At 62.8% G+C, this 22,659-nt stretch carries 24 protein-coding genes and 1 pseudogene; 15 read left to right on the top strand and 10 right to left on the bottom strand.

Going from position 1 to position 22,659, the window contains the following annotated elements; translation table 11 throughout:
* The first annotated feature begins 420 nt into the window (after positions 1-420).
* The 7 genes from nrdH to QI450_RS09365 all read left to right on the top strand — a co-directional run bounded on the left by nrdH (position 421) and on the right by QI450_RS09365 (position 5,776).
* Complete coding sequence (nrdH, locus tag QI450_RS09395) at positions 421-666, top strand: glutaredoxin-like protein NrdH (RefSeq protein ID WP_226774549.1); 246 nt, start codon at positions 421-423, stop codon at positions 664-666.
* Between the two features lie 39 nt (positions 667-705).
* Positions 706-1,200 carry a class Ib ribonucleoside-diphosphate reductase assembly flavoprotein NrdI gene (nrdI, locus tag QI450_RS09390; RefSeq protein ID WP_226774548.1) on the top strand — a complete coding sequence of 165 codons (495 nt, stop codon included), beginning with the start codon at positions 706-708 and terminating at the stop codon, positions 1,198-1,200.
* A gap of 80 nt (positions 1,201-1,280) precedes the next feature.
* Positions 1,281-3,401 carry a class 1b ribonucleoside-diphosphate reductase subunit alpha gene (gene nrdE / locus QI450_RS09385; RefSeq protein ID WP_226774592.1) on the top strand — a complete coding sequence of 707 codons (2,121 nt, stop codon included), beginning with the start codon at positions 1,281-1,283 and terminating at the stop codon, positions 3,399-3,401.
* 35 nt (positions 3,402-3,436) lie between these two features.
* Entirely contained in the window at positions 3,437-4,231 is a 795-nt protein-coding gene (locus QI450_RS09380; protein ID WP_226774547.1) for an NUMOD3 domain-containing DNA-binding protein, read from the top strand.
* Positions 4,228-5,202: a class 1b ribonucleoside-diphosphate reductase subunit beta gene (nrdF, locus tag QI450_RS09375; RefSeq protein ID WP_226774546.1), complete on the top strand. Its 975-nt coding sequence runs from the start codon at positions 4,228-4,230 to the stop codon at positions 5,200-5,202. The genes QI450_RS09380 and nrdF overlap by 4 nt, the downstream gene beginning before the upstream one ends.
* Positions 5,203-5,270: 68 nt before the next feature.
* Positions 5,271-5,519, top strand: a complete 249-nt coding sequence (locus tag QI450_RS09370; protein ID WP_142037365.1) for a type II toxin-antitoxin system Phd/YefM family antitoxin — start codon at positions 5,271-5,273, stop codon at positions 5,517-5,519.
* Positions 5,516-5,776, top strand: coding sequence for a type II toxin-antitoxin system RelE/ParE family toxin (locus tag QI450_RS09365; protein ID WP_226774545.1), 261 nt, complete (start codon positions 5,516-5,518; stop codon positions 5,774-5,776). Before QI450_RS09370 ends, QI450_RS09365 begins: the two co-directional genes overlap by 4 nt.
* 27 nt (positions 5,777-5,803) lie before the next feature.
* Here QI450_RS09365 and QI450_RS09360 read toward each other — a convergent pair whose 3' ends face one another.
* On the bottom strand, positions 5,804-6,277 hold the full coding sequence (locus tag QI450_RS09360; protein ID WP_226774544.1) for a hypothetical protein: 474 nt from the start codon (positions 6,275-6,277) through the stop codon (positions 5,804-5,806).
* A 58-nt stretch (positions 6,278-6,335) separates the two neighbouring features.
* Positions 6,336-9,542 carry a type I restriction endonuclease subunit R gene (locus QI450_RS09355; RefSeq protein WP_226774543.1) on the bottom strand — a complete coding sequence of 1,069 codons (3,207 nt, stop codon included), beginning with the start codon at positions 9,540-9,542 and terminating at the stop codon, positions 6,336-6,338.
* A 148-nt stretch (positions 9,543-9,690) separates the two neighbouring features.
* Between QI450_RS09355 and QI450_RS09350 the strand changes: the two genes are divergently transcribed.
* The gene (locus QI450_RS09350; RefSeq protein ID WP_226774542.1) at positions 9,691-11,628 is read left to right on the top strand and encodes a plasmid pRiA4b ORF-3 family protein; all 1,938 of its coding nucleotides are present in this window, start codon (positions 9,691-9,693) and stop codon (positions 11,626-11,628) included.
* 33 nt (positions 11,629-11,661) lie between these two features.
* Here the strand turns inward: QI450_RS09350 and QI450_RS09345 are convergent, their stop codons facing one another.
* The 3 genes and pseudogenes from QI450_RS09345 to QI450_RS09335 all read right to left on the bottom strand — a co-directional run bounded on the left by QI450_RS09345 (position 11,662) and on the right by QI450_RS09335 (position 12,591).
* The gene (locus QI450_RS09345) at positions 11,662-12,027 is read right to left on the bottom strand and encodes a PDDEXK nuclease domain-containing protein (protein WP_256446775.1); all 366 of its coding nucleotides are present in this window, start codon (positions 12,025-12,027) and stop codon (positions 11,662-11,664) included.
* Between the two features lie 67 nt (positions 12,028-12,094).
* A pseudogene (locus QI450_RS09340) lies at positions 12,095-12,280 on the bottom strand (DUF1016 domain-containing protein); the annotation flags it as partial.
* Positions 12,232-12,591, bottom strand: a complete 360-nt coding sequence (locus QI450_RS09335; RefSeq protein ID WP_282468169.1) for a DUF1016 N-terminal domain-containing protein — start codon at positions 12,589-12,591, stop codon at positions 12,232-12,234. The pseudogene QI450_RS09340 and the gene QI450_RS09335, both read right to left, overlap by 49 nt.
* 7 nt (positions 12,592-12,598) lie before the next feature.
* On the opposite strand from QI450_RS09335, the gene QI450_RS09330 reads away from it, so the two are divergent.
* The gene (locus QI450_RS09330) at positions 12,599-12,745 is read left to right on the top strand and encodes a hypothetical protein (protein WP_282468176.1); all 147 of its coding nucleotides are present in this window, start codon (positions 12,599-12,601) and stop codon (positions 12,743-12,745) included.
* A gap of 51 nt (positions 12,746-12,796) precedes the next feature.
* On the opposite strand, the gene QI450_RS09325 is transcribed toward QI450_RS09330, so the two are convergent.
* Genes QI450_RS09325 through QI450_RS09315 form a run of 3 tightly spaced genes read right to left on the bottom strand, consistent with a single transcriptional unit; the run spans position 12,797 to position 17,692 of the window.
* Positions 12,797-14,005 (bottom strand): restriction endonuclease subunit S, encoded by a 1,209-nt coding sequence (locus tag QI450_RS09325; protein ID WP_226774541.1) that lies wholly within the window; start codon positions 14,003-14,005, stop codon positions 12,797-12,799.
* Positions 13,998-15,629, bottom strand: a complete 1,632-nt coding sequence (locus QI450_RS09320; protein WP_226774540.1) for a class I SAM-dependent DNA methyltransferase — start codon at positions 15,627-15,629, stop codon at positions 13,998-14,000. Before QI450_RS09320 ends, QI450_RS09325 begins: the two co-directional genes overlap by 8 nt.
* The gene (locus QI450_RS09315) at positions 15,629-17,692 is read right to left on the bottom strand and encodes a hypothetical protein (protein WP_226774539.1); all 2,064 of its coding nucleotides are present in this window, start codon (positions 17,690-17,692) and stop codon (positions 15,629-15,631) included. The genes QI450_RS09320 and QI450_RS09315 overlap by 1 nt, the downstream gene beginning before the upstream one ends.
* Positions 17,693-17,927: 235 nt before the next feature.
* Between QI450_RS09315 and QI450_RS09310 the strand changes: the two genes are divergently transcribed.
* The 4 genes from QI450_RS09310 to QI450_RS09295 all read left to right on the top strand — a co-directional run bounded on the left by QI450_RS09310 (position 17,928) and on the right by QI450_RS09295 (position 20,539).
* Positions 17,928-18,560, top strand: a complete 633-nt coding sequence (locus QI450_RS09310; RefSeq protein WP_226774538.1) for a hypothetical protein — start codon at positions 17,928-17,930, stop codon at positions 18,558-18,560.
* 45 nt (positions 18,561-18,605) lie between these two features.
* A complete protein-coding gene (locus QI450_RS09305) occupies positions 18,606-19,277 on the top strand; it encodes a DUF4352 domain-containing protein (protein ID WP_226774537.1) in 672 nt (223 codons plus the stop codon).
* Positions 19,278-19,408: 131 nt separating this feature from the next.
* Positions 19,409-19,768 carry a DUF898 domain-containing protein gene (locus tag QI450_RS09300; protein ID WP_226774536.1) on the top strand — a complete coding sequence of 120 codons (360 nt, stop codon included), beginning with the start codon at positions 19,409-19,411 and terminating at the stop codon, positions 19,766-19,768.
* Positions 19,769-19,978: 210 nt separating this feature from the next.
* Complete coding sequence (locus QI450_RS09295) at positions 19,979-20,539, top strand: hypothetical protein (protein ID WP_226774535.1); 561 nt, start codon at positions 19,979-19,981, stop codon at positions 20,537-20,539.
* 17 nt (positions 20,540-20,556) lie between these two features.
* Here QI450_RS09295 and QI450_RS09290 read toward each other — a convergent pair whose 3' ends face one another.
* Together QI450_RS09290 and QI450_RS09285 are read right to left on the bottom strand one after the other, a co-directional pair.
* Complete coding sequence (locus QI450_RS09290; RefSeq protein ID WP_226774534.1) at positions 20,557-20,991, bottom strand: PDDEXK nuclease domain-containing protein; 435 nt, start codon at positions 20,989-20,991, stop codon at positions 20,557-20,559.
* Positions 20,967-21,302, bottom strand: coding sequence for a DUF1016 N-terminal domain-containing protein (locus QI450_RS09285; RefSeq protein ID WP_226774533.1), 336 nt, complete (start codon positions 21,300-21,302; stop codon positions 20,967-20,969). The genes QI450_RS09290 and QI450_RS09285 overlap by 25 nt, the downstream gene beginning before the upstream one ends.
* Before the next feature lie 32 nt (positions 21,303-21,334).
* Here QI450_RS09285 and QI450_RS09280 point away from each other — a divergent pair, with 32 nt between their 5' ends.
* Together QI450_RS09280 and arr are read left to right on the top strand one after the other, a co-directional pair.
* The gene (locus tag QI450_RS09280) at positions 21,335-21,553 is read left to right on the top strand and encodes a hypothetical protein (protein ID WP_282467994.1); all 219 of its coding nucleotides are present in this window, start codon (positions 21,335-21,337) and stop codon (positions 21,551-21,553) included.
* A 341-nt stretch (positions 21,554-21,894) separates the two neighbouring features.
* Positions 21,895-22,317, top strand: a complete 423-nt coding sequence (arr, locus tag QI450_RS09275) for an NAD(+)--rifampin ADP-ribosyltransferase (protein ID WP_226774532.1) — start codon at positions 21,895-21,897, stop codon at positions 22,315-22,317.
* Positions 22,318-22,659 lie beyond the last annotated feature (342 nt).

Below are 22,659 nucleotides of genomic sequence, written 5' to 3'. Positions count from 1 at the left end.
CGCCACGCCGGGACCCGGTTCCCGGCTCCCGCGACACGCCGTCCACCCCACGACACGCAGGGAGTTAATTGTGCAAAGGTACTCCACAGCCTGTGGATTTCGTCCGTCAAAACGGCGGAATTCCGGACATTTTGAGCCACCCCGCCTGTGGACTGATGGTGCATTAAATGACATACTTGTAATACATCATCTTGGGGTCCACATCGGGCTCTTGCACAACATGTAGTATCGACATACAGTTCCAGCGGAGCAGCAGTGCTCGCCAGGCAAGACCAGTAACGGATCAGGATTCCTGTCCCGGACCGGCCAGCCCGGACCACTGGCACCAGAGCCTCAGCTCACCAGCAACAGCCTCTGCGCAGCACGCAGTTCGCCGTGGATTACGCAGTACCAAAGACTTCAACAAAGGGGACAGGGACCATGACCGTTACGGTTTACACGAAACCGGCCTGTGTTCAGTGCAACGCGACATACCGCGCGCTGGATAAGAAGGGCATCACCTACCAGAGCGTCGACATCTCCCAGGATGCGGATGCCCTCGAGCGCCTGAAAGGCCTCGGCTACATGCAGGCCCCGGTTGTCGTCACGGACCAGGACCACTGGTCCGGTTTCCGCCCCGACAAGATCGAAGAACTGGCGCAGGCGTTCGCCGTCGCCGTAGCCTAAAACGCTTGACACGAAATCACGTTCGATGAGGTGACACCCATGGCACCAGTGGCAACGGCAACGGCCCACACTTCGCCGGCGGCAGACGGCCGGAACCCGGCTACGGTCCGGAGCACTGCCAGTCACCTCATCTACTTCTCCTCCAGTTCGGAAAACACCGCACGCTTCGTCGGGAAGCTGGGCATCGACGCCGCCCGGATTCCGCTCCATGCGAGGGAACCGGCGCTGGTGGCCACCGAACCCTTTGTATTGGTGCTCCCGACTTACGGCGGCACCGGGGGAGAAGGTTCCGTTCCGAAGCAGGTCATCCGCTTCCTGAACGATCCGCGCAACCGGGAAGAAATCCGGGGCGTGATCGGGGCAGGCAATACGAACTTTGGGGACAACTACTGCATGGCCGGCGACATTATTGCCGCGAAATGCCAGGTCCCGCACTTATATCGATTTGAACTTATGGGGACGCCGGAAGACGTCAGCCGGGTTCACCAAGGATTGGAAGAATTTTGGACACGACTGTCGCAGACACCGAAGTGACCGGGCCGGGCTCCCTCGGCTCAGCCGAGAAGACCAGCTCCGCCGTCGAGAAGCACACCGTTCCCGGCGAGAAGCCGGCCATGCAGGCCGCTTTCCAGGGCCTGGGCTACCACGAGCTCAACGCGATGCTGAACCTCTACGGCCCGAACGGGGAGATCCAGTTCGAGGCCGACCGCGAGGCTGCCCACCAGTACTTCCTGCAGCACGTGAACAACAACACCGTTTTCTTCCACGACCTTGAGGAAAAGCTCGACTACCTCGTGAAGAACGAGTACTACGAGCGCGAAACCCTCGACCAGTACACGATGAACTTCATCCGCGAGCTCTACAACCGCGCGTACAAAAAGAAGTTCCGCTTCGAGACCTTCCTCGGCGCGTTCAAGTTCTACACCTCCTACACGCTCAAGACGTTCGACGGAAAGCGTTTCCTGGAGCGCTACGAGGACCGCGTCTGCATGGTGGCCCTGCACCTGGCCCGCGGCGACGAGCAGCTGGCCCTGCAGATGGTCGACGAGATCATCGAAGGCCGCTTCCAGCCGGCCACCCCCACGTTCCTGAACGCCGGCAAGCGCCAGCGCGGCGAGCTGGTCTCCTGCTTCCTGCTCCGCATCGAAGACAACATGGAGTCGATCGGCCGTTCCATCAACTCCGCGCTGCAGCTGTCCAAGCGCGGTGGCGGTGTGGCGTTCGCGCTGACCAACATCCGTGAGGTCGGCGCGCCGATCAAGCAGATCGAGAACCAGTCCTCCGGCGTCATCCCCGTGATGAAGCTCCTTGAGGACAGCTTCTCCTACGCCAACCAGCTCGGTGCCCGCCAGGGTGCGGGTGCGGTGTACCTGCACGCGCACCACCCGGACATTTACCGTTTCCTGGACACCAAGCGCGAGAATGCGGATGAGAAGATCCGGATCAAGACCCTCTCGCTCGGCGTCGTGATCCCGGACATCACCTTCGAGCTGGCCAAGAAGGACGAGGACATGTACTTGTTCTCGCCGTACGACGTCGAGAAGGTCTACGGCATGCCGTTCTCCGACGTCTCGGTCACCGAGAAGTACTACGAGATGGTGGACGATTCCCGGATCAAGAAGACCAAGATCAAGGCGCGTGAGTTCTTCCAGACCCTCGCCGAGATCCAGTTCGAATCCGGTTACCCGTACATCATGTTCGAGGACACCGTGAACCGGGAAAACCCGATTGACGGCAAGATCATCATGTCCAACCTGTGCTCGGAGATCCTCCAGGTCTCCCAGCCCACCACGTACAACGATGACCTGTCCTACGAGACCACCGGCAAGGACATTTCCTGCAACCTGGGTTCGCTGAACATCGCGAAGGCGATGGATTCGCCGGACTTCGGCCTGACCATCGAGACGGCCATCCGGTCCCTCTCGGCCGTCTCGGACATGTCCAACATCACCTCGGTGCCCTCGATCGCCCGCGGCAACGACCAGTCCCACGCAATTGGCCTGGGCCAGATGAACCTGCACGGCTACCTGGCCCGCGAGCGGGTCCACTACGGCTCCGAAGAGGGCATCGACTTCACCAACATCTACTTCTACTCGGTGGTGTTCCACGCCGTCCGGGCCTCCAACCGGCTGGCCATCCAGACCGGCCAGACCTTCGGCGGCTTCGAGAAGTCCAAGTACGCCTCCGGCGAGTTCTTCGACAAGTACACGAACCAGGAATGGGTCCCGCAGACCGCCAAGGTTGCCGAGCTGTTCAAGAACATCCACATCCCCACCCAGGATGACTGGCGCGAGCTGAAGGCTTCCGTTATGGAGCACGGCATCTACAACCAGAACCTGCAGGCTGTCCCGCCGACCGGCTCGATCTCCTACATCAACAACTCCACCTCCTCGATCCACCCGGTGGCGTCCAAGATCGAGATCCGCAAGGAAGGCAAGCTGGGCCGCGTCTACTACCCGGCGCCGTACCTGACGAACGACAACCTGGAGTACTACCAGGACGCGTATGAGATCGGCTACGAGAAGGTCATCGACACCTACGCCGCTGCCACGCAGCACGTGGACCAGGGCCTGTCCCTGACGCTGTTCTTCAAGGACACCGCCACCACGCGCGACATCAACCGGGCCCAGATCTACGCCTGGAAGAAGGGCATCAAGACCATCTACTACATCCGTCTCCGCCAGCTCGCGCTGGAAGGGACTGAGGTGGAAAATTGTGTCTCGTGTATGTTGTAATCAACTGAAATAGGTTGATTTGCTTTAGGGATGAAATGATGGAACCGACGACGGCGACGGGCGGCTTGGTCTACGGTATCCGGCTTAGGCGGGAGGTCGAGTACCGCTATGTCGGTATCACGACTAAGACGGCCAGTCGTCGTTTCCATCAGCACCTGCGCGTTGCCGCTGAAGGGCGAAAGACGCCCTTCTACGATTGGCTCCGAAAGCATGATCCGGCTGATCTCATTGCAGATGAATTGGACTGGATTGAAGGCCTGCCGGAGCTCGGCCGGGCCGAGATCGAGTGGATCAGTTATCTGCGGCGTGAGGGAGACCGTCTCCTGAATCTCTCCGAGGGCGGTCTGGGTCCCACGGGAGTTGTGTGGACTGAGGAGATGCGGGAAGCCGCAAGTATCCGTGGCACGGGTCGGAAAGGGCTGAGCCGGCCCGGGCCGGAGAACCCCTTCTACGGTGGCAGGCACAGCCTGGAGCAACGCGGGAAGTGGTCTCAGGACCGCAAGGGAACCTACTCCGGTGCGGACAATCCCAACTTTGGTAAGTTCGGAGCGGAGCACCCGGGCTTTGGCCATACGATGAGTGAGGAATCACGGAGGGCTCTTTCCGACGCCAGGAAGGGGCCGGGGAATCCTAACTTTGGCAAGAAGCTAAGCGCGGAAACCCGGGCGAAGCTGTCAGCCGCTCAAAAAGGCAAGCCCAAGCCTGCCAGCCAGCGCAGCGCACACACCAGACATCACACCAACAAAGGCATCGAGAACGCCGAGTGCAGCTATTGCATCGAGGACTCAGCCAAACCCAGTTTCTCTGCAGAAAGCGAGTCGGAGTCATGACAGCAAAAGTAAAGCTTCTCACCCATGTTGATGCGATCAACTGGAACCGCATCCAAGACGAGAAGGACGTTGACGTCTGGAACCGCCTGGTCAACAACTTCTGGCTTCCGGAGAAGATCCCGCTGTCTAACGACGTGCAGTCGTGGGCGACGCTGACGCCCGACGAGCAGCAGCTCACCATGCGCGTGTTCACCGGCCTGACCCTGCTGGACACCATCCAGGGCACCGTCGGCGCCGTCTCCCTCATCCCGGACGCGATCACCCCCCATGAAGAAGCCGTATACACGAACATCGCGTTCATGGAGTCCGTGCACGCCAAGAGCTACTCCTCCATCTTCTCCACGCTGGCCTCCACCAAAGAGATCGACGAGGCGTTCCGCTGGTCCACCGAAAACGTGAACCTGCAGAAAAAGGCGCAGATCGTTATGGACTACTACCAGGGCGACGATCCGCTGAAGCGCAAGGTGGCCTCCACGCTGCTGGAGAGCTTCCTGTTCTACTCCGGCTTCTACCTGCCGATGTACTGGTCCTCACGGGCCAAGCTGACGAACACGGCCGACCTGATCCGCCTGATCATCCGCGACGAGGCCGTGCACGGCTACTACATCGGCTACAAGTTCCAGAAGGGCCTCGAAGGCGCCTCCGAGGAGCGCAAGCAGGAGATCAAGGACTACACCTTTGAGCTGCTGTTCGAGCTGTACGAGAACGAGGTCCAGTACACGCACGACCTCTACGACTCCGTCGGCCTGGCCGAGGACGTCAAGAAGTTCCTGCACTACAACGCCAACAAGGCCCTGATGAACCTGGGCTACGAGGCCATGTTCCCGGCCTCGGTGACGGACGTGAACCCGGCCATCCTGTCGGCGCTGTCACCGAATGCTGACGAGAACCACGACTTCTTCTCGGGGTCGGGGTCTTCTTACGTCATTGGCAAGGCTGTTAATACTGAGGATGACGACTGGGACTTCTAGTCTTCTTCTCTCCTTCGGCGGGGATGCGGCAGATGTACATCTGATGCTCTCGGATGTACATTTGTTGCATGTCGACCATCAACATCACGGACGCGCGATCACACTTGCCGGAGCTCATCGAGAAGGCCGAGTCTGAGCCGGTATTTATCGAACGCCGCGGACATCGGGCGGCGGTTCTAGTATCGCCTGAGCGATATGAGCAGATGCTTGATGCTTTGGAAGAAGTCGAGGACATTGCGGCGTTTGATGCCGCAATGGCGGAAGAAGGCGAGAACATTCCCTGGGTACAAGTGAAGGCGGATCTGGGCTGGGCATGAGCCCCTACCGGATTGAGCTTAGACCTGCCGCCATCCGCGCATTGAGAAAAATTCATCCCGAGGATAAAGAACGCATTCAAGGTGCGATCGCGCTGCTAGGCCAAGACCCACGGCCGCCCAAAGCAATTGCTTTGAGCGGCCGTCCCGGGTATCGGGTCCGTGTCGGCGACTACCGGATCATCTACACCATCCAGGACGACGTGCTCTTGGTAGTGGTCGTAAACCTCGGGCACCGTCGGGACGTCTACCAGAAGTGACTTCCGGCGACGTGCAGGCGACCTTCGCTACGCGGTAGCTCGGCGGTTGATGCGTGCGCGCTCCGTACCACGGATGATCAGTTCGCCTGCCGCTCCAATCCCCAGCAGCATCAAAAGATTCCCATTCCTGGCGGAACTCGCCGCAATATAGGTGTTCTGCGCGGCAGTGACAGCGGCGATGTCATTGGCGTACCAACCGTTGACAACAGTCTGCTGCGGTGCGCCCTTTGTCTCGCCGTTGTTCATGGTGTTCTTAAGATCGGCTGCGCTGAGCCCGGACTTCCAATCGGAAGGGCTGCTGCCACTCTGAAAGGCCGGGTTGTTGACGATCCATGTGATGATCATCAGCAGACCCAGCAGCGCCCCCAAAATGATCCGGGCGCCGTTGGCCGACCGGAGCTTCGCTAACTTCAGCCTCTTGGACTTTAGCTGCGGTTCGTGGTCCGGAGTCGGCGGTACCTCCGGCATCGCGTTTCCAGTGGATGTTTCGTAAGTAGTCATTTCCCCATTTTTTCGTGTTGTTTGTTGCGACCGCCTGACGGCGGAAACTCCGGTGCGGTTAGCCACGGGCCTCCGCAAACCGCGGGGCCATCGACTCCATTTGCTCCATGACCAGCTTGATGGCCTCGGGTTGTTTGTCCGGCGGGTAGCCGAAACGGACCAGGAGCCGTTTGATCGAGGAGCGCAGCTTGGCCCGGACGTCGTCGCGGACGGTCCAGTCAGTCCGGACGTCACGGCGCATCACCGACACCAGCTCGCGGGCGATGTCGGCCAGGATGCCTTCGCCCTGTACCTCCACCGCCGACTCATTTGAAGCCACGGCATCATAGAAGGCCAGTTCGTCCGAGTTCAGCGGGGGAGTGAAGTGCGCGCCGCGGTTGGCTTCGGCTGCCACTTCACGGGCCAGTTCCACCAGTTCCGCAATGACCTCCGCCGACGTCAACTGCTGGTTGGTGTACTTCTTCATTAGCTCGGTGATGCGTTCGGAGAAGGCGCGCTGCCGGATCACGTTGGTCCGCGTCGTGGCAACGGTCTCATCAGAAATCAGTTTGCGCAGTGCCTCGATGGCCAGCTGCGGGTTCCGCGCCTGCTGGGTTTTGGCGATGAACTCCGGTGTCAGGTCATCCAATGACGGCTTCGGCATGCCGGCAGCCTCGTAGATGTCGAGGACCTCGCCGGACGAAGTGGCCGAGGCAATCAGTTCGCCCAGCAGCCGCTGGATGTCCTCAGGCACCGGCTCGCCAGAGGCCTGCCGGTCGGCGGCGTCGTACTTCGCCATCCAGACCCGGATCTCCTCGTAAACCTGGATCTCCGGGCGCAGCTCGGCCAGCGTCTCCGACCCTGAGCACAGAGCCCAAGCTCTGGACAGCTGGCTGGAGAACCTGCGGTACCGGGCGGCGATCGACTCCTCGCCGACGGCTGGTTGGTTACCGGGTGTGCCCGGGTTGCGCAGATAGCTCACCGCGCCGGTCACGGCATTCAGAAACGCCTTGTTGCCGCCCTTCATCAGCACCGCCTTCCAGTCGTACCCGGCGAGCAGGGCACGCAGCGAATCTACGATCGACACCGTCAGGCCGACAGCCTCATCGATGTTCTTCCCGACCGGCTTCTTGTCCTGGTCCGAGCGCGTGTACTCGCCCAGCGCTTTGGCCAGGTTCTCCGCCAGCGGCGCATACGCCACCAGCAGCCCGTCTTCCTTGCCGCGGAATGTGCGGTTCACCCGGGCCAGGGTCTGCATGAGCAGCGCGCCCTTCAGCGGCCGGTCCAGGTACAGGGTGTGCAGGGGAGGGGAGTCGTAGCCGGTGAGCATCATGTCCTTGACGATCACCAGCTCCAGCTCGTCATCCACGTCTTTGAGACGCTCCTTGATCTGGGCGTTCATCGAGTCGCGGCGCACATGGTCCGAGACCGGCGGCCCATCGGTCGCATTGCCCGAGTACACCACCTTGATCTTGCCCTTGCCTAGGTCATCCGAGTGCCAGTCCGGCCGCAGTTCCACGATCGCCGAGTACAGTTTCGCGCAGATTTCCCGTGTCCCTCCGACAATCATGGCCTTGCCGGGCGCCTCGATGAACTTGTGCATCCGGGCGCTGCGGTTCTCCCAGTGCGCCACGAGGTCCGCGGCCAGCGCGGCGATCCGCTGGGGCGCGCCATAGACTGCGTTCACGACGGCGACGCTCGCCTCGATCCGCGACCGTTCGGTGTCGTCCAGGCCCAGGGTCGCCTCGTCGGCGGCCCGGTCCAGGATTTCCTCCGTGACCTCAGAGGCCAGTCCCACCTTGATCAGCCGCGGTTCGAAGTAGACCGGCACGGTGGCGCCGTCCTCCACAGCCCGGGAGAGATCGTAGACATCGATGTAGTCGCCGAAGACGTCCTGCGTGTTGCGGTCATCGAAGGAGATCGGGGTGCCGGTGAAGGCAATGAGCGTCGCGTGCGGCAGGGCGTCGCGCAGGTGCCGGGCGTAGCCGTCGAGGTCGTCGTAGTGACTGCGGTGCGCCTCGTCCACCACCACGATGATGTTCCGCCGGTCGGACAGCAGCGGGTGGTCGGTGCCAGCGTCCTTCTCGGCCTTGCTGCGGCCGAACTTCTGCAGCGTGGTGAAGTAGATGCCGCCGGTGGTGCGGTTGGAGAGTTCCTCGCGCAGCTCGGAGCGTTTCTTGATCTGCTTGGGCGATTCGGCCAGCAGGAGGCTGCGGGAGAAGCCCTCAAAAAGTTGTCCGTCGAGTTCGTTGCGGTCCGTGATGACGACGACGGTAGGGTTCTTCAGCCTGGGGTGCCGGGCCACCAGGTTGGTGTAGAGCTCCATCTCCATCGACTTGCCCGAGCCCTGCGTGTGCCAGACAACGCCGGCCTTGCCGTTGCTCTCCACGGCCTGGACGGTGCTGCCCACGGCCTTGGTGACGGCGAAGTACTGGTGCGGTTTGGCGATGCGTTTGGTGAGCCCGTCGGAGCCGCCGTCGAACGCGGTGAAGCTCTGCAGGAGCTGCAGGAAACGGTCCTGGTTATACAGCCCGTGCAGGGCGGTTTCCAGCGCCGTGACGGCTTCGCCGTCTTCCATATAGCCCGGCGCCAGGGGGACGCCGTCGTCGTCGACGTTCCAAGGGGAGAAGTGATTCAGGGGCGTGAAGGGCGTGCCGTATTTGGCGTCGATGCCGTCCGAGGCGAGCGTGAATACGCAGAAGCGGAACGCCAGGGGGAACTCGCGCAGGTAGGTCTGCAGCTGGGCGTGCGCCCCGGCGACGTCGGCGTGGGAGCTGCCGGCCTTCTTGAGCTCGATGATGCTGACGGGCATGCCGTTGCAGTAGAGCGCGAGGTCGAAGCGGCGTTTGTAGTCGCCCTGGATGAGGGTGACCTGGTTGACGGCGAGCCAGTCGTTCTGGTCCGGGTCCGTGCTGAGCAGCCGGATGGTGGGGTTGGCCTCGGTGCCGTCGGAGTCGATGTAGCTTAGCCGGAAACCGTCCACAAGGTAGCCGTGGATGCGGTGGTTCTCGGCGACGGCGTCTTTGGACTTGGGCGCGGCGATCTCCGCGAGGGCCTGCTGCAGATACTGAACCGGGACCGCCGGGTTGAACCGCTGCAGGGCCGCGAGCAGCCGCGGCCGGATCAGCAGCTCGTCCCAGGAGTCGCGCTCACCCGTGCCGGGTGCGATGTCCTGGCCGGCTTTGGGCTGCCAGCCGAGCGGCTCAGCCAGCCGGTCGAGTGCGACGCCCTCCCAGTCGGCCTCCGAAAAGCCGAGCGCGGGTATCTTGATGGGTGCTGTGTTCACGGTTGTTCCCCCAATGTCGTGTTGCTGTCCAGCTTAGCCAACGGCCCTGTTCGTCGCGGCCGAACGCCACACTCGGTACGCTGGAGAAAAGCCGCTCCGGCAGCGGCCACCCGTCGCCCCAACCAAAACGTCAGCAGGCAGGAACACCATGACCAAAAACGGCAGGAACTGGCGCTCGGGCAATCCCGCGGGGGCGGGTCGCAGCGGTTCGTGGGCACCCCACGCCCCTTCCCTGAGTTCGTTCCGGGCCGAGCGGGCTGTCGATGCGTTGACGCCGGCGTTCGTCCGGTGGTTCGACGACGGCACTCCGGGCGCCGCTGCTTCCGCGCTGGAGTGTCTGCCGCAGGTCAAGATCGTCATGGGCCGTTATATGGAACGAACGGCAGCGGCCGACGTGACTTCCATTGACCCCGTCCCGCTCGCACTTGCGGTCTCGGATGAATTGACCGCCTTGGCCTTGGCCGCCGGGGTTGACCTTGGCGACGGTGACGACGTCGACGAGGCCGCTTACACGGTCGCTGCCGTTCAAGCCTTTGTTGAATTTCTCGCGGAAACCGAGCGGTGGTCGGGTTCAGAGGAGCAGCTCGCCGAGATCAGGGATTTCTTCGACGCGCTCGACGGGGACGACAGGAGCAACGGCGGCGTTGGCTGGGGCCTCGTTGATGTGCCGGCCATTCCCGCACTTGACGCCCTGGCGGCGCTGTCCCGGCTGCCGCTGATCCAGCGGGCCACAGCGCTGCTGCAGTGGATCGGGGACGGCAAGCCGGTCACCGCGACCGGTGCGCTCCGTTTGCGGGAGATCGAAGCGGCGGCTGCCTGCGTCGGGGTGATCGTCAGGGGCTCCGCCAAGCGGACTGCCTCGTTGCCCGAAGACCTTCTGCCGGGGTTCACCGGTGCCGCGGATCCTGTGCCCACTGTCCGGAGTATGTATGAGGTGCCGCTGCTGGCTCAGCTGTGGAACGCTCTGGTGGACGCTGAGTTGATTGACGTCGGGTCAACCAAGGTGGTGCGTTCGGCATCCTCAGACGTGTTTGTGGCGGGCGGGACCGCGGAGCGGCTGGAAGAGCTGGAGTTTTTTCTGGAGCGGTTCCTGGAGGCTGCCGCGCTCGGCTTCGACTGGGAGCAGCCGTGGGAGCGGCTTATCGCCGGAATGCAGGCCTCGATCTTGCTTGCCGCGGCAACGCCGGACCCGCCGCTCAAGGAACGCGTTCTGGCCGCCGCCACCTTTGCGCCGGATGAGGAAAAGATGATGGTCGGCGTGCTGACCGATGCGGCTGTGAGCCGGCTGGAAGCACTTGCGGAGCTGGGTCTGATGACCATTGACACACATTTTCGGGTTCCGGCCGCGGTGATCGGCTGTGTTGCGGGCGTCTTCGACGATGATGAGGTCCTGTCCGACCTCGGCCTCCAGCCCGGCCCGGATGAGGATGCCGAGCTGCCGACGCGGGGCCAGGCAGTTTCTGTGGCCGGCCCGGATTCAGCCCCTGCGGCGGCGCCGGGCGGAGAGGGGTCCGTTCTGCAGCTCAAAGTCATGCTGAACGGATCGAAGCCTCCCATCTGGCGTCGCGTCCTGGTTCCCTCCGGTATGCCCCTGCCGCAGCTGCACCAGGTGATCCAGGCCCTGTTCGGCTGGCTGGATTACCACCTGCACCACTTCCAGACCGCAGGATTCCGCGGTCCCACGTACGCGCCGGTGGACCCGGACGGCGAGGATGACTTCTACGGCGAATCTCCCCTCGACGAAGCCACGGTGACTGTGGGCGAACTGCTCCCCGCCGTGGGCAGCGGCATGACGTACACGTACGACTTTGGCGACAACTGGGTGCACGCCGTCAAGGTGGAGAAAGTCTTGCCGGCAGACGGCGGCGGTCAGCTCCCGCGGTGCACCGCGGGCCGGGGTGCCGCTCCGGCGGAGGACAGTGGCGGCACCTGGGGCTGGGCGAACATCGTTGAGACCATCAATGATCCCCGCCACGAGGAGCACCAGGAGTACCGGGAGTGGCTGGGCATGCAGCCGGGCGACACGCTGGACCCTAAAGCGTTTGATCCGGACGAGGTTAACGAGGAGCTTGCCGATCTCTTCTGACATCGCCCATTGCGGTTCCCCCCACGGACGATGTCACTTCGCCGTGGGGCCGGAAAGTTCGGCTTCGAGTTCGCTGATGCTGGGCAGGGTCGCAGCGAATTCCTCGGGCAGGGATTGGACGATCCCGGATTCCCATTCGGCGACGCTGATCGGTTGGGAGAATCCCCGCAGCGAGTATTCGGCCACCACGTTGTTCTTGGTTTTGCCCAGCAGGAGACCGACGGTGGGCTTGTCGTCCGGGTGGGCTAGAAGATCGTCCACCGCGGACATGTACATGTTGATCTGGCCCACGTACTCCGGCTTGAACGCGGTGGCTTTCAGTTCGACCACCACAAAGCAACGCAGCTTGAAGTTGTAGAACAGCAGAACGGCGAAGAATTCCTCCCGGCCGATGGTCAAAGCGGACCTGCCGGCCCACGAAGGCAAACCCCTGGCCGAGTTCGAGGAGGAACTTCTCGACATGGACGATCAGCGGCCCCTCAAGCTCCCGCTCATTCCGTTTGCCCGTCAGTGGCAGGAAGTCGAAGACGTAGGGGTCCTTGAAAGCCTGCTGGGCCAGGTCTGAGTCCCATGGCGGCAAGGTCGCCGAGAAGTTAGTAACCGCTATGCCGGAGCGTTCGTGGAGCTTCGTCTCGATGTGGTGGGCCAGCACGTTCCGAGACCATCCGTTTTAGACGGCGGCAGTTGCGTACCAGAGCCGGGTTCCGGGTCGCTGGGCTTCTCGATCAGAGCTATCTGGTGGTACCAGGGCAATGTTGCAAGCGGCGCTTGCAACATTGGGAAGCCCGGCCAGGCTTGGGCGAACGACTTCATGTACCGCAGGTTCTGCGGCGAGGATCCTGTTGCCTCCGGAAAAGCCGAGCGGACGTCGGCAGCGAGCCGCGTGACGACTTTGCTGCCCCACCCTTGCGCCGATTCCCGTTTGGCCAGTTCGCTGCCAATCGACCAGTAGGACAGCAGCATCTCCCGGTTGGCGGCCGAAATTGCCCTGGAACGACCGGAATGGACCTCGCTGGAGACGGACGCCAACAACTCCGGGTACCACTCCGGCATGCCGGACCTCGCTGGCGTAGATCCAAACGATGCTGGCGTCGACATGCTGTGTGGACCCTTCTAAGCGGTCATTTCACCACGAAGGTACCGGCGGGCACCGACGGTGAGCGGACCCTCAGACCGCCGCTGCCACCAGCGTTTCTCCTTCCCGGACCCGGAGCTTGCCGGACATGAGTTGGGGGAGAAGGGCATCACGGGTGGCTGCCAGGCGACGGTTCTCCTCAAAGTTTATTCGCTCCATATTCGCCATCGAAGCGAACCGACGGCCGAGGGCCCGTTGAGTTTCGAAATCCGGAAGCCTTATACGAAGTTTTCCGAGTTCGACTCGCGACAGTTCTGTTTGTCCAGTGCTGCCTTCACCCATTTCGATGATGGTCTGCTGCAAGCCGAGGAGACCCACTCCCGCACATACAGGATCAACTTTGTTTCGGTCGAACCTGACGATGGTGATGTGCGAATCGACCGTGACATTCTCATGGTGAGTCCATCGTGCAACCCGGCCGAGCGTTCCTTGTCCCGTCGAGTTCACAAGGACGTCATCCAATTTCAGGAGTTTGTCTTCACGGACTTTGACGGAAAGTGTCCGCCGAGCCGGGTCCAGATCTACACGCTGCCCGCGGACGCACTTCTGGTTCAGGATGACGGTTGCGTCGTTGTCGTCAGAATACTTGGGCGTAATGCCGCGGCTGAGAAGTTCGGTGATTTCCGAGAGAACGGATTCCTCTGAGGATGTGGCGACAGCCGAGGAGAACATCGCTTGAGTCAGGGCTGCGGAGGTCTGAACGAGCTTGGTGTTGGCGGCGATCTTGTCGTCGAGCGCACCGAGCACCTCTGCAATTGCCTGTTGGTTGTGAATCGATGGCAGCGTCATCTTGAGGGACCGGATGTCCGCCAGATTTATGTATGCGGCCATGTCCGTGTTGTTCATTCTGTCCGCGGCTTGAAGCCAGAACTCCTGGCTACTGAACCAGTAGCGTAGGAAGCGCGGGGTTATTACATCGGAATCCAGAACCCGGAAATAGCAGAGCTGCGGGCTGTAAACAACCTGCTCACCGGTTTCGGGTAGAACGGCCACTCGGCCAACAGTCCCCTTTGTGGTCAGAAGGATGTCACCGGGATGTCCCAATTTCGTTCCGATGGCCCTGACGTAATCAGCCGAAACGAAGTCCGGTCCCTCGAAGCTGACAGCATCGTCCATCACGTCGGCAACACGAATGATCCGGTAACCCGGCTGGCCATGCTCGCTTCGTTTGGTTCTGTAACCGTCTCCGAACTGGAGGGCACCGAGAGCTGCTAGTTCGCCGATGGAGGTATTCCTAGACATCCAGGCGCCCCAATTGCTCGCGCACAACCTGCGCCAGCCGCTCCGACTCGTCGAACTGCTCGAATAGTTCCTTCGACAACCGCGCGATCTTCTCCTCGATCGGCTCGCCGTCGTCCTCAAGCTCAGCCGCCCCAACATACCGTCCCGGCGTTAGCGCATAATCAGCAGCCTTGATCTCCGCAAGCGTGGCCGAATAGCAGAAGCCGGCTTCGTCGTCGTACGTCAGGCCTGCCTCAACCGCGGACGAAGTGCCGCGCCACGCGTGGTAGGTGCCGGCGATCTTGGCGATGTCCTCATCCGACAAAGCACGCTCGGCACGGTCCACCATGTAGCCCAGGTTACGGGCGTCGATGAAGAGCACCTGGCCGGTCCGGTCGACGGAGCCCTGCGAGCCGGCCGTCTTGTCCTTGGCAAAAAACCAGGTGCACACCGGAATGCCGGTGGAACGGAACAGCTGCGTCGGCAAAGCCACCATGCAGGAGACGAGATCGGCCTCCACGAGCTGGGCGCGGATCTCGCCCTCGCCGCCGGAGTTGGAGGACATGGAGCCGTTGGCCATGACCACGCCGGCGGACCCGCCCGGGGCGAGTTTGGAGATGATGTGCTGGATCCAGGCGTAGTTGGCGTTTCCGGCCGGCGGGAGGCCGTACTTCCAGCGGGGGTCGGACTCGGAACGGGCCCAGTCCTTGATATTGAAGGGTGGGTTGGCCATGATGAAGTCGGCGCCGTTGGTCCCGGTCAGCTCGGGGTGCTGGTCCCGGGCGAAGGTGTCGCCCCAGCGGGAGGCGAGGTTGGCGTTGAGGCCGTGGATGGCGAGGTTCATCTTGGCCATCCGCCAGGTGCGCTCGTTAAGCTCCTGGCCGTAGACCGAGATGTCCGAGCCCTCCTTCTGGTGGTGCTCCAGGAACTTCTCGGTCTGGACAAACATGCCGCCCGAGCCGCAGCAGGGATCATAGACCCGCCCGCGGTTGGGTTCCAGCACCTCCACGAGCACCCGGACCACGCCGGCCGGGGTGTAGAACTCGCCGCCGCGCTTGCCCTCGGCCCGGGCGAACTTCTCCAGGAAGTACTCGTAGACCTCGCCGAGCAGGTCGCGGGCCTTGCTGACGCCCTGGCCCGTGAAGCGGGCCGAGTTCAGCAGGTCCAGCAGCTCGCCGAGGCGGCGCTGGTCCACGTTGTCGCGGTTGAAGATGCGGGGAAGCGTGGCCGCCAGCGTGGGGTTGGCGGCCATGATGAGGTCCATGGCCTCGTCGATCAGCTGGCCGATGCTCTTCGGTGCCTCGCCCATCGCGGCGGCGAGGCCCTTGCCGTTCTCCGCGAGGTAGTCCCAGCGGGCACGGGCAGGGACCCAGAAGACGCCGCGGCCGGTGTACTCGTCCACGTCGTCGATCAGCTGGGCGATCTGGTCCTCATTGAGGCCGTCGGCTTCCAGCTCCGTGACGATCTGGGCGCGGCGCTCCTCGAAAGCGTCCGAGACGTATTTCAGGAACACCAGGCCAAGGATGACGTCCTTGTACTGGGAGGCGTCCATGGAACCGCGCAGCTTGTCCGCGGCCTTCCAGAGGGTGTCCTTGAGTTCCTTCATGGTGGACGGGGCGAGGTCCACCTTTAATTTCGGGGGCATTACTGGGTTCCTTCGGTCTGTGGTTCGGCGAGCTTAGTGCTGGGGTCTGTCAGGGTGAGGCTTCCGCCCGCTACGCCGTCCGTAATCAGGGTAGCGAGTTCCTCCAGCCGTTTGAGGCGTTCGCGGGCCAGATGCTGCCCGTGTTGCAGCCGGGCGAGCGTTTCGGCCAGCTTCTCCCGCTGGGCCTCCGGCAGGCGGCGCAGCTGCCAGTGCCGCCAGACCTTGTCCCTGCCGGACAGTGCGTTGATGTCCGCGGCGACGACGTCGGGCAGCAGCCCGCCGGGGTCCCCGGCGTCGATCCGCAGCACCCTCGCGGGGAACACGACGGCGGAGCCGCCGTCAGCGTCAACAGTGGCCGCCGGACGCGGGCTGGTGCAGAACACGACGTCGCCGGGCTCGGTGAGCCGGCCCCCGGGGTTGCTGGCGGCGAACTCCAGCAAGCTGATGTACCGGGCCGGGGCGGTGTGCGGGTGGAGCAGCTCGGCCGGCCCCAGGACCCGTGTGGTGCCGCCCGGCGCCAGGTCCGCATCGACAATCCGGTTCCCCTTGATGTATTTCAGGGTGCCGGCGGCCAGAAGTCCCTGGACTGCGGCGGGCTGGGCCTTCGTGGCTGGACCTCCCGGGAGAACGGCCATGTCAGCTGATGGCTTCGTTCCTCCGGCTCCGACCAGACGCACCAGTTCCTCGACGCGAAGGACAGCCCCCGCGCCGCCGGAACTCGGAGCCGGCCCGGGGTGATGAGCTGCCACGAGGGATGTCCGGGCGGCCAGCAGCAGACGGGTCTGGACCAGTCGGGCAAACCTGAAGGAGTGGGCGCGCACGGTGGCGCGGTTACCCATAGAGGCGACCATGTCGCTCACCAGGTCCTGCCTCACGTCGTCGGTGAGGGCACAGGCGCTGAGGTCCGCCGCCATGGTCCAGCGTTCCGCAATCGGTACTTTTGCGAACGACGGTCCCAGCACCCACAGCGCCTGCGCTTCGCGGGGCTTGGACCGCAGCAGGCCCTGGGGCAGCCGGACAATGGCACGTACCCGGCCGGTGCGCAGCAGCCCCGAACGCAAACCCGCGGCCCCGGCGGCCAGCGGAACATCGCAGAGAACACGTGCCGGGGCAATGATGACCGCCCGCTGCTGGTCGTCCATCTGGAGGACAAGGTGTTCCACCGCGGAGAGAATCTGGGTGGCGTCCATGCCTGGTTGGCCGGGGGATGGGTACTGCGCCACATGGACCACGGCTCCATGCATGGCGAATTCGCCGCTGGTCTCGACACGGATCTGTCCGGAGTCCACACCATGGACGCGCAGGCGGCGACGCACCAGCCGGCCGGCGCCGCCGTCGTCGTCCGCTGTCAGAAAGGTGACGGGCGCACCCTCGCCGGAAGCGTGCACGACGCCCATCAGGAGGTCGCTGCCGCCGCGGGTGGAGTCGGCAAAGACGGGACTCCCGCCCAGCACCGCGGACAGTTCGACCGCCGCGGCGGCGATTAGCTCCACGGCAGATTCCGTAAGGGCGGTATCCGAGTGCTCCCGCAGCCCCGCCCGGAACCGGGCGGCCAGAAGCTGTTCAAAGGCGGCAGGTGCGTTGTAGGCGCTGTCCACCAGCCGGTCCGCGAACGCTGCGGTAGCAGCGAGCGACGGGCCCTGGGCCTCCAGTTCCGAGTAAAGAAACCCGTCATCGGGGTCGCACTCGTCCGCGGCGTCCAGCAGTTCAGCTGTGGTCAGGGTTCCAATCCCGGCTCCTGTCATGGCCTTGAGAGTCAGGAGGGCGGTGAGGGCAGCCAGGGTGTTCCCTTCGACGCCGCCGGCCGCCGTTACGGGTATCCGGGCGAAAGCGGCGGCGTCGTTCACGGCATCAGGGTTGTTGCCGCGTCCGGTAGCGTCCAGCCAGCCGGCGACCTGATCGGCGTCGAACAGTTCACGGCCGCTATCCAGCGCGCTGGGCTCGGGAAACGGGTGAGCTGACCCGGCACTGCGTTTGCGCCAAATGGACACGACGGGCCGCTGGACCTGCGCCAGTGCGGCGACGTCGGAAAGGGTCATACGCAGGGCTTCTGCTTTGGTCATGTGCGCCTCCTTACGACGTCGCCCCAAGCCTAACGGGATGTGGTGACATTCCTGCTGGAGTGCTGATAAGGGGGGTTATCAGTGGTCTTTCGTCGTGCCGGTGCAGGGCCGCCGTAGCTTCGGTTCTGCAGCGCCGAGGGAATCCTCCGATGCTGCGACGGCGGCGGGGAACCACGCATTGGGGGACCGGTATCCCGCCGCCGCTCAGTAGCTACAGCAAAGAGAGGACGAGATCATGTTGAACTCCGTCACGGGCCACGGAACGGACGAGACGCCGTTCCTGGGGAAGTTGAAGCCGGCGCGCAAGAAGCGGGCCCTGCTGGCTGTCGCCGCCATCGCGCTCCTGGCCGGCGGAACGGTGCTCGGCACGACGCTGCCTGACCCGAGGTCCAGCGACGCCTACCTGGCGCTGGCGGGGGAGGAAGCCGCTGCGAAGTCTGAGCGCGACTCGGCTCAGACCGACTACCAGTCGATGAAGTCGAAGTACGACACCCTTCAGAACGGCAATGCCGCCCGCGAAGCGAAGCTCACGGCCAGGGAATTTGAGGTTGGCAAGGCAGATGCGGCCGTCAAAACCGCCGATACGGCCGTCAAAATACGCGAAGATGCGGTGACCGGCGCCGAGAAGACCAAGGCGGCCAACACCATCGCCGACGGCACCTGGACGGTCGGCAAGGACCTTGAGGCCGGCACTTACCGGGCCACTGCCGACGTCGGCTCCTCCTGCTACTGGGGCATCTACGCGACCGGAAGCAACGGCAGCACCATTATCGACAACGATCTCCCCGGCGGCGGCCGGCCCTCAGTGGCGCTCTCCGGCGGGCAGGACTTCAAGTCCAGCCGCTGCGGCAAATGGGAAAAGCAGTAACAGTTCCACGCCTCGCATCATTCATTCACCTTGGAAAGGCACCACATGTCCCACGAACTTTCGGAACAGCCCTTGACCACTGCGCTTGCAGCGCCTCAGCCGCGGCCGTTCTTCAAAAAGAAGCGTTTCCTTATCCCCGCCGGAGTCCTGGTGCTGGGCATGGCCCTGGGCTCGTGCTCCGGGGGCTCCAAGCAGGCCAGCGATGCCTCGCCGGCGGCCGCGACCTCAGCTCCTGCGGCAGCAGCACCTGCTTCTTCGGCAGCTGCTGCGCCGGCCGCAACGCCGGCCGCCCCTGTTGCTCCACCTGCTCCACCGGCGGCGCCTGCCGGACCCGCCGTCGGCGCTCCGTTCAGCGTCAAGATGGGCAACGGCAACGTCGCGAAGATCACGATTGTCTCTGCCGTCCGCACTGACGCTGTCACCACCACTGCCTTCGCGGCGGCACCCAAGAGTGGAAGCTACCTGCTCCTGGACGTCCTGTGGGAAACGGAGACGGGCAAAACCAGCTCCAACCCGTTCTACTTCTCGGCCAAGGACTCCAACGGGCGAAAAGCCGATCTGAACCTCTTCGCGGACAACCAGCTTGGTTCCGGCGACGTTCTGCCGGGTGACAAGACCCGGGGATTCATTGCCTTCGACACCGCGGCCGGTGCTTCGACCGTGATGATCTCCACCCCGCTGATGCAGGAAGCCGCACGGATCCAGATCCCGGGGTAGTGCAACTGTGGAGCCGTGTCCGGGGGTGCCCGGCTCCCTCTCGACCCTTACAGTTCAACTGTTCACTTTCGCGTTATCAATTGGGGGATTCCTTGAGCATCAACAAAGAGCACGTTTCGCCATCTGGGCAAATGCCCGCCGCAGACGCCGGAACCATAGTGGCCAGCGGCGCCGGGGCCGTCCCTGTGGCCCAGATCTATCAGTTCCGTGGCGGGGCCGCATCCTGGTTCGGCACCCAGATTCTCGGCGTGCTGATTACGATCTGCACCATTGGAATCTGCTACCCGTTCGCCCTTGTCCTCGTGGAGCGATGGCGGGCCAAGAACACCTATCTTCACGGCCGGCAGCTCCTCTTCGTCGGCACCGGGTGGGGCATCTTCGGACTGTGGATCAAATGGTCGCTCCTGAGCATCATCACGCTGGGCATCTACACCTTCTGGGTCTACCCGCGACTGATGCAGTGGAAGGTCGAAAAGACCGTCTTCGCTTAGTCAGTATGTGTTTCCCGGGGCGCGGCCCCTGCGTGGCTTGACGGTGAAACGGAAGTTGCACCACATTGAGACTGTCTTAGACAAGCTTTCTTGCATTTGTAGCGCAATGCGGAACACAATCGCATCATCAGGAGAAGACCTCCGCACGGCATCGCCGGCGGGGGTCTTCTCGCGTCTCAAGCCACTCCGAACCTATAAAAGGTCAAAACCATGAACATGTACGAAGAGAACCACCTGCACGTTGACGGCAGCTTCGCGATGGAACTCGTCGTCGCCGGAGTAGATGAGCACGGTCTGCCGATGCTGGAGCTGAGTATGTATCCGGTCGTCGTTGCGGGCGTCGATCAGGACGGGCTGACGTATACCGCGGACTGGCGGCACTGCGTTGGGCAGCTCTCCCTTCCTGTGGAGGATTCGGGTCTGAGCCCTTGTGAGGTCGAAGCCCTTCCTCTGAGTGACGGCTTGGCAACTCTGTCCGCGGGTGAGGGACCCGGCCTTGCCGCTGCAAGGATCGAGGCCGAGTTCGGAGCGCAGGCAGCCGTCCTGGTACTCCAGGTGTTGACGGAAGCACTACTCGCAGAATTCATCAATATGGACGTCCACGCGGAGCCGTACCGAAGCCTTGACCCCGGCAGCGACGACCTCCATATGGCGATTCAGGAAATGCATGCCGAACTTGCCCCTCGCGTCGCCGAGAATGTGGAGAATCGTCGTACGCGCGAGGCCTTCGAAACGATTATCGTCGGCGCATTCAGCGAATCGGGCGTCTGAATCACGACGACCAGATCTCAAAAGCAGTTCCATGGGCCGCACACCGGGCAGTTGTTCAAGGCAGGACAAAAAGATGAGCGGCTTGAGTTGAATCCGGTGGGTTTGTCCTCCGCATGGCCCAGCAGATCGTCCACCGCAGACATGTACATATTGATCTGGCCCACATACTCCGGCTTGAACGCCGTTGCCTTCAGTTCGACCACCACAAAGCACCTGAGCTTGAACTTGTAGAAGAGCAGATCGGCAAAGAATTCATCACCGCTGATTATCAATTGCAACTGGCGTCCCACAAAGGCGAAACCCTGGCCAACTTCCAGGAGGAACTTCTCCACGTGGCCAATCAGCTGATCCTCTAACCCACGCTCATTCTGCTGGCCTGTCAGCGACAGGAAGTCAAAGACGTAAGGGTCCTTGAATGCCTGCTGGGCTAGGTCCGACTCAGCTGGCGGCAAAGTCTGCGTAAAGTTGGTGACGGCATTACCCGTGCGCTCGTCGAGTCTGGTCTCAATGTGATGAGACAGAACATTCCGGGAGCACCGTTGTCGACGGCGGACCTTGCGTACCAGAGCCGGGTCTCAGCGTCGCCGAGCTTGTCCACAAGAATGACGTTGTGGCCCCAAGGCAATGTTGCAACAGGCTGATGCAACATTGGGAAGTCCGGCCACTCCTGAGCGAAGGACTTCATGAAGCGGGGGTTCCGTGGCGAGAAGCCCGAGGCGTAGGGAAACGATGCACGGACGTCAGCAGAAAGGCTTGTTACCACCTTGCTAACCGCACACTAAGCCGTTCTTCAAGATGAAGCGCTTCCTCATCCCCGCCGGCGTGCTGCTGCTCGGCAGTGCACTGGGGTCCTGCTCCGGTGGAACCAAGGAAGCCAGCGACGTGACCGCGGCGGAGGCGCCGTCGTTGGCTGCCCCCTCCGCCGCCGCAGTGGCGGTCGCACCTCGCCCCGTCAACATTCTGCTTCGCGTACCTGGAACCGGACGCCCAGGCAGCTCAAACCTGGCTGCATGATGAAGCCGAGGTCATCGACACCCCATACCGCACGCCGGAACAAGCCGCGCAACAGATCTCGGATTCGGTGCTTGTCCGCTGAGATCATCAAACGTCCGGGATCCTTGTGTCCGGTGAGCGATTCCTTGCCGATCGTCCTCGTGCGTGCGTGTCGCCGTGTGGCGCCAATACGGCGTCCTGACCTCGCGCTAAGCAAACATCTTCTGCGGAGTAGTGCTCCTCGCTGCAATGCAGGTTGTACCTCCACTACTCTCAGGATAAAGCGCTAAGGGGGACTTGCGGCAAGGGACTGCTGACGTGGCATACTCGCGGAGTTGAGTATGCCAACAGAAGGAGTCCAGGTGTCCAGACCGCTCGAAGAGGGCCCTTTTTTCCATGGCACGGTCGCGGATTTGAAGGTGGGCGATTTGCTCACATCGGGCAACCGATCGAACTACCGCCCCGAGATTGTGATGAACCATATCTACTTCACAGCTCGTGCCGACGGCGCCGGCCTCGCAGCGGAAATCGCCGCGGAACTTGCAGAGGGCGCGACGACTCCACGGGTGTATGTGGTCGAGCCCACCGGAGCGTTCGAGGACGACCCCAACGTGACCGACAAGAAGTTCCCTGGTAACCCCACCCTGTCGTACCGGAGCAGAGACCCGTTGCGGATTTGCGGCGAGATCACCGAGTGGGCCAGACTGACACCCGAACAGCTGCAGACGTGGCGGGAACGGCTATCGGTGCTGCTCTCGAGCGAGCAGGGCGAAATCATCAACTGATGCTTCACACTGGCGAGATGCGCGTCATCGTAATCGATAGCACCTTGGATAAGCGCGCCACCTGCGAAGCGTTGCGCGCCCAAAGCGACGACGGTGCCCGCAAGAACCCAAGGCTCCCGGCACGGACACATCGTGGGTCGTGCAGACGAGTGTCGACATTGCGTGCAGACGGCTTCGGATGAACGAGGCGCGGCATCGCGGGCTTCGGCACGGCTCTTCGCCCAGACGTCTACTTCCCAGACGTCTACTTCCCAGACGTAACTTCCCAGGCCAAGGAAACAGGCCACAACCTCCGATCACTGCAAGTTCTGGCACTTCAAGTTCTGGACTAGCAGAACCCGG

It is taken from the genome of Arthrobacter sp. EM1, assembly GCF_029964055.1.
Lineage (GTDB): Bacteria > Actinomycetota > Actinomycetes > Actinomycetales > Micrococcaceae > Arthrobacter.
Note: the sequence above shows the minus strand (reverse complement) of the source record. Positions and strands in the feature narration are given on the sequence as shown.